10 protein-coding genes, 3 tRNA genes and 1 pseudogene are annotated in these 13,612 nt (G+C 40.1%); 13 read left to right on the plus strand and 1 reads right to left on the minus strand.

Annotated elements, in window-relative coordinates:
* From HP439_RS12695 to HP439_RS12745, 11 genes and pseudogenes are all read left to right on the plus strand, one after another.
* Nucleotides 1-359: pseudogene (locus HP439_RS12695) on the plus strand (hypothetical protein); the annotation flags it as partial.
* A gap of 35 nt (nucleotides 360-394) precedes the next feature.
* Entirely contained in the window at nucleotides 395-1,261 is an 867-nt protein-coding gene (locus HP439_RS12700) for a hypothetical protein (RefSeq protein WP_172390716.1), read from the plus strand.
* A 98-nt stretch (nucleotides 1,262-1,359) separates the two neighbouring features.
* A complete protein-coding gene (locus HP439_RS12705) occupies nucleotides 1,360-3,225 on the plus strand; it encodes an outer membrane protein assembly factor BamB family protein (protein WP_172390717.1) in 1,866 nt (621 codons plus the stop codon).
* Nucleotides 3,218-5,686, plus strand: coding sequence for a glycoside hydrolase family 9 protein (locus HP439_RS12710; RefSeq protein ID WP_172390718.1), 2,469 nt, complete (start codon nucleotides 3,218-3,220; stop codon nucleotides 5,684-5,686). Before HP439_RS12705 ends, HP439_RS12710 begins: the two co-directional genes overlap by 8 nt.
* 77 nt (nucleotides 5,687-5,763) lie before the next feature.
* Complete coding sequence (murQ, locus tag HP439_RS12715) at nucleotides 5,764-6,576, plus strand: N-acetylmuramic acid 6-phosphate etherase (RefSeq protein ID WP_172390719.1); 813 nt, start codon at nucleotides 5,764-5,766, stop codon at nucleotides 6,574-6,576.
* 108 nt (nucleotides 6,577-6,684) lie between these two features.
* Entirely contained in the window at nucleotides 6,685-8,193 is a 1,509-nt protein-coding gene (locus tag HP439_RS12720; protein ID WP_172390720.1) for a sodium:solute symporter, read from the plus strand.
* 65 nt (nucleotides 8,194-8,258) lie between these two features.
* Nucleotides 8,259-8,333: transfer RNA gene (locus tag HP439_RS12725), tRNA-Val, on the plus strand.
* Nucleotides 8,334-8,483: 150 nt separating this feature from the next.
* Entirely contained in the window at nucleotides 8,484-9,299 is an 816-nt protein-coding gene (locus HP439_RS12730) for a purine-nucleoside phosphorylase (protein WP_172390721.1), read from the plus strand.
* Between the two features lie 53 nt (nucleotides 9,300-9,352).
* The gene (locus HP439_RS12735) at nucleotides 9,353-11,353 is read left to right on the plus strand and encodes a putative porin (protein ID WP_172390722.1); all 2,001 of its coding nucleotides are present in this window, start codon (nucleotides 9,353-9,355) and stop codon (nucleotides 11,351-11,353) included.
* A gap of 122 nt (nucleotides 11,354-11,475) precedes the next feature.
* Nucleotides 11,476-11,550: transfer RNA gene (locus HP439_RS12740), tRNA-Val, on the plus strand.
* Nucleotides 11,551-11,560: 10 nt separating this feature from the next.
* Nucleotides 11,561-11,635: transfer RNA gene (locus HP439_RS12745), tRNA-Val, on the plus strand.
* A gap of 60 nt (nucleotides 11,636-11,695) precedes the next feature.
* On the opposite strand, the gene HP439_RS12750 is transcribed toward HP439_RS12745, so the two are convergent.
* On the minus strand, nucleotides 11,696-12,154 hold the full coding sequence (locus HP439_RS12750; protein WP_172390723.1) for an Lrp/AsnC family transcriptional regulator: 459 nt from the start codon (nucleotides 12,152-12,154) through the stop codon (nucleotides 11,696-11,698).
* 150 nt (nucleotides 12,155-12,304) lie between these two features.
* Between HP439_RS12750 and HP439_RS12755 the strand changes: the two genes are divergently transcribed.
* Together HP439_RS12755 and HP439_RS12760 are read left to right on the plus strand one after the other, a co-directional pair.
* Nucleotides 12,305-13,363, plus strand: a complete 1,059-nt coding sequence (locus HP439_RS12755) for a PLP-dependent cysteine synthase family protein (protein WP_172390724.1) — start codon at nucleotides 12,305-12,307, stop codon at nucleotides 13,361-13,363.
* Nucleotides 13,364-13,368: 5 nt separating this feature from the next.
* The coding region (locus HP439_RS12760; protein ID WP_172390725.1) for a hypothetical protein at nucleotides 13,369-13,612 on the plus strand (244 nt) is incomplete at its 3' end.

Raw genomic sequence — 13,612 nt, forward strand, 5'->3', positions numbered from 1 at the left:
GGGGAGCTCCCGAAGCGTGGGTAGATTTACGTAAATATCATTACGATATTGCGTATTCAGGAGATTTTCCTTCGGACGCGAATGGTTGGGTGCAAGCATTGATCGAGCAAAAGCCTGATACTGATCCTAATAAAGTTTATAAGGGATTTTATTTGTCTCCAGCGCAAGTACAGGGCCGAAAAGGAGCCTATAATGTAAAAAATGAGGGGTCGCCAGCTTATAGGATACGTCCAAGGTATAACTCGGAGTATATGTGGAATCTAAAATCTTTGGAAACGTTAAGGCCGATTTCGGGAATAGCGGATAATTATCATACATCGATACCATGGTTTGCTTATCCAAGTGATATGCCACAGTAAGGTGGTTCGTTTAATTAATGATAAATATGATTATTATGAAAAATCTAAATAAAATATTGTTTCTCTTGATATGTGCTTTAATCGGGGCGTCTTGTGAAAAACACGTTGTGGAATATAAGGCAACACCAATCGATGAGACTTCCACTGCTGAATTTCAATTGTTCTATATGGTTCCTGTGGTTTCAGGAGCTGTTAATACAATTAACAGGATCGAGTTGAATAATGGATTGCTGGGTAACGAAACAGCTCCTTTGTCTGTCTTTAATTTTGTGCCGAGCGGGTCTGTAGGACGATTTTTTACGACAAAGCCAGGCCAGGTTAACCTTAAATTGTATAAAGGAGTTGTGACCGACCTGCTTCAGACGTACGACCAAAATTTCGATTTACCAGCAGGCAAACATAATGTTGTTGTACATGACTTTCAGAAGCCGCCCGTTATATTATCGAACGATATACCATACCCCAAGATAACAACCGAAAATACGGGTACGACCGCTTGGATTAAGTTCTACAACTTTTTATATGAAGCGGAGGGGGTGCCTACAAGCCTGAAACTGCAATATCAATTTCAATATACTGTTGATAATGAAACAGGAGAAAAGAGTGAATGGGCAAATCTCGGTGATCCGGTTTCTTTTGGTGAAGGGACGGGTTGGGAACCTGTTACGGTAAATAAAACTGTTGAAATTTCGTCTGGTAGCGCACGAGTAGATTATCGTATACGTATGATTGGTTCTGATGGTTCAGATCAAGGAAGTTTAGTGATACGAAATGCAAGTGGAAATATGGTAGATTATGCTGATTGGTGGACGGCGTCTATTGGCAGAGTCTATCATCATATGTTAGCTGGATTTCGTCAAGCATCACCTACAGCAGCAGTTCGTCAGTCTACCGCATATTAAAAATAAAAAAAGTAATTTAGGTGCTTAATAATTCCATGCATAATTACAAGAGGTCAATCTAGTTGACCTCTTGTACTATTTGATTATTTAACAGCAGTATGATACGTTTAATTTTATTTGTTTCTTCCCTTTTTTTATTTGTTGAAATTAGTTTTGCGCAACAAAAATTCAAGTTTGCTCAGGTTACCGATACACATGTCGGTGGATCGACCGGTGCAGACGATCTCAGGCGGACCGTGATGGACTTAAACCGACAAACGGATATCGATTTCGTTATTCTTTCAGGCGACATTACGGAATTCGGTTCGGATGATGAATTGGCCTTAGCTAAGCGCATTTTAGATAGCCTCAATTTGCCCTTATACGTAGTTCCGGGGAATCACGACAGTAATTGGTCGGAAAGTGGCGCAAATACGTTTCGAAGTGTTTTCGGTAACGAAACTTTTTTCTTCCGCCATAAAGGATATATGTTTATGGGCACGACCTCCGGTCCCAACATGCGCATGAGTCCTGGACAGGTGCCGCGAGAGAATTTAGTGTGGATGGATTCGGTGTTTAAAGCAAATCCTGATACTAATACGCCTTTAATTTATATAAACCATTATCCCCAAGATTCATCCCTTAATAATTGGAATGAAGCAATTGATCGCCTTAAAACACGAAATGTACAACTTGCGATGTGTGGGCATGGACACAATAACAGCGTTTATGATTGGGAAGGGATTCCTGGAGTCATGGGTCGCTCCAATTTACGTGCTAAAGATTCAGTTGGGGGCTATAATATTATCACTATTGAAAATGGTTCGGCTAGCTACCGTGTCCGCCGGCCCTTACTAAAAACGGAGGAGATTTGGACACGGGTTCCTTTACTAAACCACCAGTTTGCTACAAATAAAAAGTCTTATAAGCGTCCTGATTATTCGATTAACAACAGGTTTACCGACAAGGTAAGTGTAGCCTGGAAATTTCAAGATGATGCTGATCTTGGGGTGGGATTAGGCATTTATAAGAATTTAATTATTACAGGCAATACGAAAGGCGATGTGTATGCGCTCGATGAGAGCTCTGGTAAGAAGGTCTGGAATTTTACAACCGGAGGCAAAGTATATTCAACGCCCACTGTATGGAAAGATGTGGTGGTCTTTGGATCGTCTGATAGCTATATCTATGGGCTTAATGCCCAAACAGGTCGTTTGAATTGGAAAATTAAAACAGCAAAAGCTGTATTAGGTAGTCCTGTAGTTAATGACGGGATCGCTTTTATAGGAGGTTCAGACGGTGTGTTTCGAGCTATTGAAGTTGCATCCGGGAAAATAAAATGGCAGTTTGATCAGGTTGACGGTTATGTGTCTGCAAAACCAACTATTTATAAAAACCTCGTTATTTTTGGCTCCTGGGGAAACGGATTTTATGCTTTGGATGAGAAAAATGGGAAACTTGTGTGGTCTTGGGACAATGGGCATAAAAATCGTATGTTTTCTGCTGCGGCCTGCTATCCTGTTGCTGTGAAAGGTCGTGTGTTTATTGTTGCCCCCGACCGCTATATGACCTGCCTAGACGCAAAGACAGGAACGGTCATCTGGCGAGAGAAAAAGGACAACATTCGTGTTCGTGAGTCGATGGGAATGTCGAAAGATGGCACACTTATCTATGTAAAAACGATGGATGGGAATGTGTTTGGCGTATCAACGTCTGCCGATCACATGGATGTAGCTTGGGAATCAGAATTGAAACTTCCTTACGAGCTTACACCATCCGCGATCGAAACATGTGATCGTCAGGTTTTAGTACCTAGTCATTCTGGTTTAGTAACTGGCATTTCCTCAAGTGACGGAGCAGTAATTTGGCAGTACAAAATTTCGAATTGTATGGTAAATCCAATTGCGGTGCTTAATAAAAAGGAAATTTTGGTATCCACGATGGACGGCGTTATTTCCAAGTTAATATTACAGATTGATGAATAGATATAAGTTAATAGCGTTTGTCATTTGTGTTTTACTCAGTTCAATTTGTTTAGGACAAGATAGTTGGATTCGCGTAAATCAAATAGGTTATAAAAGTGAGGGGCGGAAGGTCGCTGTTTGGGTTGCAAAGAAAGACAAAAAATTGAAGCGTTTTATTGTTAGGAACACGACGGATAATAAGGTGGTGTATGAAGGGACAGTTTCTAGCCCATTTGGAAAATATGGGCCATTTATACAGTCATATAGATTGGATTTCTCCGATTTGACAACTCCGGGTCGGTATGTTGTTGAGGCAGGTGGAATTGTTTCTGGAGAAGTTAAAATTGGAGACGACGTATATAATGGAGCTTCAGACTTTACGCTGCGGTATATGAGGCAACAACGTACGTTGTTTAATCCTTACCTGAAAGACAGTTGTCATACGCATGATGGATTTACGATGTATGGGTCGTCAGCCGGATTAAAAGATAGTACGCGGGTGGATGTCGGGGGAGGATGGCACGATGCATCGGATTACTTGCAATATGCGACGACTTCTGCAAACGCGACTTTTCACTTACTCGCAGCTTATAGGGATTTTCCTGACGTGTTTGCAGATTTCAAACGAGCAAACGGTCTTGACGGGAGTAACGGAATAAAGGATATACTTGATGAGGCTAAATGGGGATTGGATTGGCTACTTAAAATGCATCCCTCTGCCGATATAATGTTTAATCAGATTGCAGACGATCGAGACCATACATCAATGCGGATGCCGAGTGAAGATCCGTTCTATGGACGAGGCTTTGAAAGACCGGTGTATTTTATTGACGGCCAACCGCAACAGCGAGGAAAGTTTATGAATAATACTACTGGAACGAGTTCAACAGCGGCGAAATTTGTTAGTGCTTACAACTTAGGGGCGGCACTTTTTGAAAAGGCAGAACCGGATTATAGTGAGTTACTACGAAAAAAAGCTGAATCGGCTTTTCAATATGCCCATAAACGCTTAGGTGTTACGCAAACAGTATCTGTTAAATCGCCATATATATACGCAGAGGACAACTGGAAGGATGATATGGAGCTTGCTTACGCGTCTATGTATGAGCGGACGTCTGATCCAAAATACAAAGCAGGCGCTTTAAAATATGCTGACGAAGAACCCGTAACCGGATGGATGATACGAGATACTGCAAATCATTATCAATATTACCCATTTATCAATTTAGGGCATTATGCGTTAGCGAAGGAGCTCGTGAAGGACGAACGGAATGAATTGATCGGGTATTATAAAGAAGGGATCGAGCTGGTGTGGAATCGGGCGAAAGAAAATGCATTCTATCGCGGTGTGCCATTCGTCTGGTGTAGTAACAACCTCACCGTTTCGTTTGCGATTCAATGTCTATGGTACCAAAAGCTTAGTGGTGATGCTGCTTATGAGGAGTTGATGCAAGCTAATATTGATTGGTTGTTTGGAGTGAATCCGTGGGGAACGAGCATGGTTTTCGGACTTCCTTCGTGGGGTGATACGCCGATGGATCCCCATTCGGCTTTTACGCATCTGCATGGCTTCCCCATTGATGGGGGACTAGTCGATGGGCCAGTGTATACCTCGATTTTTAATAATTTGATTGGAATAAAATTAAACGAGAAAGATGAATATGCCAATTTTCAGAGTGATTTAGCGGTTTATCATGACGATTATGGAGATTATAGCAGCAACGAGCCGACCATGGACGGAACAGCGTCCTTAATCTATCTGCTCGCTTCTCAGGAAAATGCGAATGGAGCTAAAGTTGATCGATACGGCGCTTTGGTTCGTGGTTCAACCAATAAAAAAGACGTATGTCTCGTGTTTACTGCGCATGATTTGGTTGATGGGAGAGATAAAATAGCTAAAACTCTTCAAAAGAAAGACATACCTGCCAGCTTTTTCCTAACGGGTGACTTTTTGCGTGATGATGCGAATAGGAAGTTTATAAATCAGATTCGTAAAAAACATTATGTAGGACCACATTCTGATAAACATTTGTTGTATGCTCCTTGGGAGAATAGAGATAGTACGATTGTCAGCAGGGAAGATTTTAAGCGAGATTTAGAGAATAATTACCATATGCTTGGACAGTTCGGTATAAATAAAGCAAATTCAAATTATTACTTACCTTCCTATGAGTGGTACAATCAGGATATAGTGAAATGGGCGGGAGAGCTTGATGTTAAGGTGGTTAATTTTACGCCTAGACTGCGCACGCCGGCGGATTATACTTATCCAGAAATGGGGGATAGATACCGAGGTTCTGATGAGTTATTAGCTGGATTGTATAAAATAGAAGAGGAATTCGGATTGGAAGGAAATATTATTTTGATACATTTGGGAGTTGACAACCGACGCCAAGATAAACTTTACAACAAGTTGGGTGTGCTTATAGATCATTTAAGTGCGAAGGGTTACAGTTTTGTTCGCATCGATGAACTTTTCTAACAACAAAGTTTTGCGGTTTTGTGCGTGTTTTGTTGGAAAATTCGCATATTTGTATAATTGAAGATTTTTATTTTAATATGGTAAGAGTAACGGAAAAAGAGTCGAACTATCAGGATTTAGATAAAATGTCTGTTAATGAGTTATTAACAAACATGAATAGTGAGGATAAAACAGTGCCTCTTGCTGTGGGAAATGCAATCCCTCAGCTTGAAGAATTGGTTAAGATTACCGTAGAAAAAATGAAACTTGGAGGAAGGTTATTCTATATCGGCGCGGGTACTAGTGGCCGTTTAGGTATTTTGGATGCCTCCGAATGTCCGCCTACTTTTGGTGTGCCATTTGATTGGGTGATTGGATTGATTGCAGGAGGTGATACTGCAATTCGCAAAGCGGTAGAGTTTGCCGAGGACGACATGGAACAGGCATGGAAGGATCTTCAAGATTTCGAAATTAATAAAAATGATGTTGTTGTTGGAATTGCCGCGTCAGGCACGACGCCATACGTAATTGGAGGATTACGTCAAGCAAATTTAGCTGGGCTCGTAACAGGGTGTGTGGTATGTAACAGCAACTCACCAATAGCAGATGCAGCGCAATTTCCTGTAGAAGTTGTCGTAGGGCCAGAATTTGTTACAGGATCAACACGTATGAAATCAGGTACCGCGCAAAAACTAGTGCTCAATATGCTGAGTACTTCTATTATGATCCAATTGGGGAGAGTAAAGGGGAACAAAATGGTTGATATGCAACTTTCTAATGTGAAGTTGGTGGCTCGAGGTGTGCGGATGGTAATGGATGAAACTGGTTTAGAAGAAGAGACTGCCTCGAAACTACTGGAACAATATGGCAGTGTTCGTAAGGCCATAGAAAACAGCGGGATATCAAAATAACTAACCCCGGTTTCTAGGGCAATACTTTTGTTTAATTTAATCAAATTCTTCTTGAATCCGTTGGCTGTATACTGGAAGAAGAAAATTTAAAAACTTGAATATTTATAAATGTCTCCATTAATATTATTGTCCTTTCTGCTTGTGTATTTCGGACTGTTACTGGCCGTTTCTTATTTAACCGCCCGCAATACGTCAGATAATTCCACATTTTTTGTTGCCAATAGAAACTCTAAATGGTATATGGTTGCTTTCGGTATGATTGGAACAGCCCTCTCAGGAGTAACTTTTATATCAGTACCTGGCGCAGTAGGAACATCGAATTTTAGCTATTTTCAGTTTGTATTGGGTAACGCTTTGGGCTTTATAGTTATCGCCTACGTTTTGCTACCGCTTTATTATCGAATGAACTTGACATCGATCTATACCTATCTTGAAGAACGGATGGGCTATAAGAGTTATAAGTCGGGCGCGATGATCTTTTTGGTTTCGCGGACGGTGGGCTCTGCTTTTCGTTTATATTTGGTCGCTATTATTTTACAGAAATTTATCTTTGATACCTGGAATATCCCATTTGGAATCACGGTTGCGGGGTGCTTACTGTTGATTTGGCTTTATACAAACAAAGGTGGACTCAAGACGATCATCATTACCGACACATTGCAGACAGCATGTCTTTTGTTCGCTGTGCTGCTCTCGATTTACTTTATGGCAGATGGTTTGGGAATTAGTATGCTGGATGCCTTTGAACGGGTAAAAGAGAGTACATATTCAGAGATTGTGGTTTGGGAAGATTTGCTTGGTGATAAAAATCATTTTTGGAAACATGTTATCGGGGGAGCATTTGTGACTATTGCGATGACCGGACTCGATCAAGATTTAATGCAGAAAAATCTTAGTATGAAGACGATCGGCGAGGCGCAAAAAAATATGTTGACTTTCACCGGCGTTTTTGTAATTATTAATTTATTCTTTCTTGCTGTTGGCGCGTTATTATATATCTATGTGGGTGAAAAGGGAATTGATATTTCGCAATTACGCACGCCAGATTATTTATACCCAGAAATTGCACTGAATAATTTATCTGTTGCTGCCGGTATTGTTTTTATGATGGGGTTGACAGCCGCAACGTTTGCTACAACTGACTCAGCGTTAACCGCATTGACAACGTCTTATTGTGTTGATTTTCTTGATTTTAATAAAAAGACGGATCCAAATGATGCTACGCTTGTGCGAAAACGTAATGTTGTGCATTTTGCGTTTAGCGTGGTTATGTTGCTGGTTATTCTTGTATTCAGATTGTTGAATGATGATTCTGTAGTGACGGCTATTTTTACTGCTGCGGGGTATACCTATGGTCCTTTGCTAGGCTTGTTTGCTTTTGGAATATTGACAAAATACAAAGTGAATGATAATTTGGTCCCCTATTTCTGTGTTCTGTCTCCCCTTATTTGGTTTGTATTGAACACTTATTTTATAACTCCATATACGGCCTATCGCATAGGTTTTGAGTTAATTGTATATAATGGATTAACTACTTTTATTTTGCTCTGGCTTACCTCTAAGGGGAAATTACTTGCTGGAGAGGAAATAGGAGGGAAAATCGTAAATTTTAAATGATTCTTGGTTTTGATAATTTAGAAATACATGTATCTTTGTGTCGTTAAATATGAAAACCAAGGAATGGGAAATTAGCTCAGCTGGTTTAGAGCACTACCTCGACAAGGTAGGGGTCACTGGTTCGAACCCAGTATTTCTCACTAAACACCCTTTTTTGGGTGTTTTTTTATTTTATTGCATCGGTTGGCTAGGGAATGATTCCAGAACGCTCTATAATTCTTATGCCGAAGTGACAGTTATTTGTTCGAGCAAAAAAAATAACTTAAGTTTGAGAGAACAGATCGAGCTATATGAGTAACTTTTTAGATGAGACAATAGCGGCGATACGCCGTAAAATTGGGGACTTTGTTCCAGAATTTGGAATTATACTCGGGACCGGATTAGGCAAATTAGTGGATGAAATAGAGGTTTCTCATAGCCTCATGTATTCTAATATACCAAATTTCCCGATCTCGACAGTAGAATTTCATAGTGGTAGACTCATCTTTGGGGTATTAAATGGTCGAAATGTTGTAGCTATGCAAGGGAGACTTCATTATTATGAAGGATATACTATGGAGGAGATCACATTTCCGGTCATAGTTATGAAAGCATTGGGAGTTAAAAAGCTTTTTGTTTCCAACGCAGCTGGGTCTTTGAATCCCAGTATTTTGAAAGGTGACCTTGGAATTATCGATGATCACATCAATTTGCTTCCGGACAACCCCCTTCGAGGTCCAAATGAAGGTGATTTGGGACCACGTTTTCCAGACATGAGTGAACCCTATAGTAAAAAGATGATCGAGCAGGCCTTTGATATTGCACATCGCCTTGATTATCGTGTTCATAAAGTCGTATACGTATCAACCCCGGGTCCAAATTTAGAAACTCGCGCGGAGTATCGGTATATGCGTATAATTGGTGGAGACATTGTGGGAATGAGTACAGTTCCCGAAGTAATCGTCGCCAATCATATGGGTCTACCTGTATTTGCGATATCAGTAGTCACCGACGAAGGATTTCACTCTGATCTGAAACCGGTGTCATTAAGGGAAATCGTAGAGGTAGCGGCTCAAGCTGAACCAAAAATGACAAAGATTCTAAAAGAATTGATTGCAGTACAGTAAAATGCAAATTTTGCCTTATTTTTGGCGTACAATATTTGAATAAAGCGGCATTAATGGATCGGTACTTAAAACGGTTACTATTTTTATTCCTTATTTTTTCGTTGAGTAGCAGTGATTTGTTAGCGCAGGTGGAAGAAGAATTTAGTAGCGCGCTCGACTCTGCGCGAGCATTAGAAGATAATAAGAAGGACTCCGTTGTGTTTAACGCGCAGTATGTGCGTTATGCGACTTTAGCGATGCTTAAACAGGCTACACGTACGATACAGATTGACACGACGCATGTGAATTTTCAGTACTATAATAAGCAGAACCTCCCTTGGGATCCAACGATTAACCTAGGTGCATACGGACTTGCTTCGCGAAACCTTCTATTTAAAGCAGATAAATCGATCGGCTTTCAGCCCGGCTTTCATGCTATGGAGCGTTATGTTCTAAATCCAGACTCGATCCAATACTTTCGAGCACGCGCACGATATTCTGAGCTTTACGCTGTTGGATTTTTCTTCGATGATCAGGTTTTCAGGGCGCGTGTGGCACAGAATATTAACCCGCAATGGAATATCGGAGTCGAGTATCATGCAACTAATACGGATGGATATTATAGTAACCAGGATTACAATGATCGTAAAGCTGCGGTATTTAGCTGGTACGAGTCAAAAAATCGCCGGTATAATATGCTTGTTAATGGAACTTTCAATAACCTTAGCGCTGCGGAAAATGGCTCGGTTGTCGACGATGAAATATATGGGAAAGACGTGTTCAAAGACACATCGAACACCTCAAATTTGGGTTACCAAGTTCGTTTGAGCGGACAAAATGCGAATCGGCCAAATAGTAAATGGCGTGATAATGGTATGTTTCTGCGACAATCGTATTTTATAGGTAGGCTTGACACTGTGAACGCTGGAACTCCGGAAATGGAAATTCACCCGACAAATGCGGTTGCTCATAACACATCGTTTCGCCAACGAAAATATATGTTCTATAAGAACGAAACGGATGCCTATGGCGCATTTCCATACGGTGATGCCGTATTAGTGGATGATACAACGAGTATAACGACTATTACAAACGATTTTTCCTATAGTTTCTATTTGCGTGGTAAAGGCGTATTTAAGAATCAAGCAAAACTAGATCTAGGTTTTCAGAACGATTTGATTTGGTATGGAGATAGTTTATCTAATGAGTTTTATCAAAATAGCATGGTTAAAGGAACGCTCGGTTATCAGTTTAGTGACAAAATTGATATACAAGCAAATGTTAATCAGATTGTAGTAGGGCGAAATGCCGGAGATTTTTTATATGAGGCGAATGCAGCGATCGATATAAGCGATTTTGCAGGGAAGATTACTTTAGGGGCTTACTCGCAAAATAAATCGCCGGAAATGGCCTATGAACGGATGAATTATACATATCATCAATGGGATTCGACTTGGGAGAAAACCAAGATACAAAATCTTTCATTCGGCTATTCTAATAAAAAGATAGGTTTTAATGGTAAGGTGGAGTATTTCCTTATGGATAAATACATGTACTTCCGAGAGATTGACAATCCAGATAACGACGAGTTACGCTTTCGTCAAATTATGCCGGCGCAATCGGGAAGTATGAATTTGCTGAAAGTTAGCGTTGGACAGAATTTTCGAGTGGGTCGGTTTCATTTGGACAATTTGGTTGTTTATCACAAAACAGATGCTGCTGATATCTTGGCAATTCCTGAGTTATATACTTGGCATAGTTTATATTATGCAAATATATTGTATAATGTGATGGACTTTCGGCTAGGTATGGATGTTCGTTTTAATACCCCATTTACGACGCCTTCTTATGCAATCAACATAGGACAGTTCTATAATGATAATGCAGGTATTAAATATTCTACATATCCGATTGGGGATGTATGGTTTACTGGTAATATTGACCGGGTGAATTTATTTGTGTCCTATAATTTCTTTAATCAGTTTGCTTATCCCAAGGGATATTATACCGTCAGACGCTATCCGATGAACGATGCGAATTTTAGATTTGGCGTTTCTTGGAAGTTTTATGATTAAATCGACAGATTATTTTGTTGGTAGCTAGCCTATTGCTGTCTGCCATTGAAAAAAGTTAAAAAAATAATTTTGCAAATCGGATTTTACCCCTATATTTGCACACGCAATAAGCGAAAAGGCATGGAGAATTAGCTCAGCTGGTTCAGAGCATCTGCCTTACAAGCAGAGGGTCACTGGTTCGAATCCAGTATTCTCCACGGTTTAAAAGGAGGCTTAGCTCAGCTGGTTCAGAGCATCTGCCTTACAAGCAGAGGGTCACAGGTTCGAATCCTGTAGCCTCCACAATTCGAAAACCCTACAAAGACATTTGTAGGGTTTTTATTTTTTAATGCTGAGATACTTTTAAATCGGGTAAGCGGTTTCATTTTTTGTTTCTGATAAAACGAAATACGTTTGAACGGTATTTACTTGAGGAAGTACGGCTAGTTTATACCGGAGAAACATGTGGTAATCTTCCATGTCTTTTGTCGCGATCCGTAGCATGAAATCATAGGACCCAGCCATTTGATAACATTCCATCACCTCTGGAAATTTTACAACCTCATTTTCAAATTCGTTCAATATATCTGCTGTATGTGCTTTCAGGAATACTTGTGAAAATGAGATGAGATCCATGCCAACTTTTTTGCGATCTAATATGGCTACAGTACGCTTAATATAGCCGTTTATTTTTAGTTTTTTTACACGCTCATGTATCGCTGCTATTGATTTGTTGAGGGTATAGGATAACTCTTTATTGCTTAGCGAAGCATCTTTTTGCAATAGACGCAGTAATTTGATGTCAATTGAATCTAACTCCATGATATGTTTTCTTGAATTTGTTGCAAATTTTGTTTGTTTCCTGAATTTATTATTGTTTTTGTCATTGTTTCAGTTGTTTTTCTTGAAGTTAGTTATATCTGTTGAATATTATCTTGTTTTATGCAATTTTTGTGTGATAATTAGTTGATTATGATCAAAGATTTAGCGAACGAATGCCTTTCCCCCCAGCTTGATAATAAATTTAAACACCTGTGGTGTTTGGTTGGTAATACGCCAATGTTGGAACTTCAATACACTTATAATGGGCGGCCATCGTCAATTTATGTAAAATGTGAAAATTATAATTTGACAGGTAGTGTCAAGGATCGTATGGCTCTGTATATCTTGTATAAGGCTTATATGAATTGCGCTATTCGTCCCACTGATATGATCGTTGAGGCAACCAGTGGAAATACAGGGATTGCATTTTCGGCTATTGGTAGGGCTTTAGGCCACCAAGTCAAAATTGTAATGCCTAATTGGTTGAGTAAGGAGCGTATTGATATTATTAAAAGCATGGGTGCTGATATACAGCTTATAAGTAAAGAAGAAGGAGGATTTTTGGGTAGTATCCGTTTGAGTGAAGAGCTGGCTGCTCAGGGTGGTGTTTTTCTCCCTCGACAGTTTGAGAATCAATATAATATTGAAGCGCACGAACTAACGACAGGGCGCGAAATAGCCAACCAACTTTTGAGTGTAGGAAAGATTGCTGATGCTTTCGTCGCAGGAGTGGGAACCGGGGGAACGGTGATGGGTGTAGGTCGTTATTTAAAAATTGTTAATCCTTCTGTGAGGATTCACCCGTTGGAGCCTGCTGAAAGCCCAACATTAACGACTGGATACAAAGTTGGTACCCATCGAATACAAGGTATATCGGATGAGTTCGTTCCCGCAATTATACAGTTTGATCAATTAAACGATGTTATTCAAGCGTCGGATGGTGATTCGATTTTGATGGCGCAGAAAATAGCGCGGCAATTAGGTTTAGCGGTGGGGATTTCCTCCGGAGCAAATGTAATTGGCGCGATTAAATTAAAGGAAAAGCTTGGTAAAGATGCTGTGGTTGTAACGCTTCTTTGTGATGACAATAAAAAGTATTTAAGCACAGATCTGGTGCGAGAAGAGCCTGTTAAACAGGGTTTTTTGTCCTCGGAGACAGATTTCCATGGATTCGTTCCAATTAGTCGACTCGCACAATCATTTATTTAATGCCGATGAAAACCTATTTTAATTTTCTTTTATATCTTTTTTTGTTGATCCCAATATTTCTCAGCGCACAGCCGGAAGACACATTGTATTCGACCTCTGATATTGCGTTTTCTCAAGTTCCGGACACGCTGTTAGCGATACCGGAAGATCTTGAGTTTAGCGATGGAAATGCTGAGGCTGAGAAACAAGATAGCCTTTCAAGTAGCCCTGTTGCTAATCCTGTTGAATCGCAGGAGAAAGCCTCTCTCT

The sequence above is a fragment of the Sphingobacterium shayense genome (assembly GCF_013179575.1).
Lineage (GTDB): Bacteria > Bacteroidota > Bacteroidia > Sphingobacteriales > Sphingobacteriaceae > Sphingobacterium > Sphingobacterium shayense.

What these genes read in the sequence shown, in the direction of transcription:
- HP439_RS12710 (WP_172390718.1), top strand. Translation starts at nt 3,218, where the DNA reads ATGAATAGATATAAGTTAATAGCGTTTGTCATTTGTGTTTTACTCAGT.
- HP439_RS12750 (WP_172390723.1), bottom strand. Translation starts at nt 12,154, where the DNA reads ATGGAGTTAGATTCAATTGACATCAAATTACTGCGTCTATTGCAAAAA.
- HP439_RS12700 (WP_172390716.1), top strand. Translation starts at nt 395, where the DNA reads ATGAAAAATCTAAATAAAATATTGTTTCTCTTGATATGTGCTTTAATC.
- HP439_RS12705 (WP_172390717.1), top strand. Translation starts at nt 1,360, where the DNA reads ATGATACGTTTAATTTTATTTGTTTCTTCCCTTTTTTTATTTGTTGAA.
- HP439_RS12735 (WP_172390722.1), top strand. Translation starts at nt 9,353, where the DNA reads ATGGATCGGTACTTAAAACGGTTACTATTTTTATTCCTTATTTTTTCG.
- HP439_RS12720 (WP_172390720.1), top strand. Translation starts at nt 6,685, where the DNA reads ATGTCTCCATTAATATTATTGTCCTTTCTGCTTGTGTATTTCGGACTG.
- HP439_RS12730 (WP_172390721.1), top strand. Translation starts at nt 8,484, where the DNA reads ATGAGTAACTTTTTAGATGAGACAATAGCGGCGATACGCCGTAAAATT.
- HP439_RS12755 (WP_172390724.1), top strand. Translation starts at nt 12,305, where the DNA reads ATGATCAAAGATTTAGCGAACGAATGCCTTTCCCCCCAGCTTGATAAT.
- murQ (WP_172390719.1), top strand. Translation starts at nt 5,764, where the DNA reads ATGGTAAGAGTAACGGAAAAAGAGTCGAACTATCAGGATTTAGATAAA.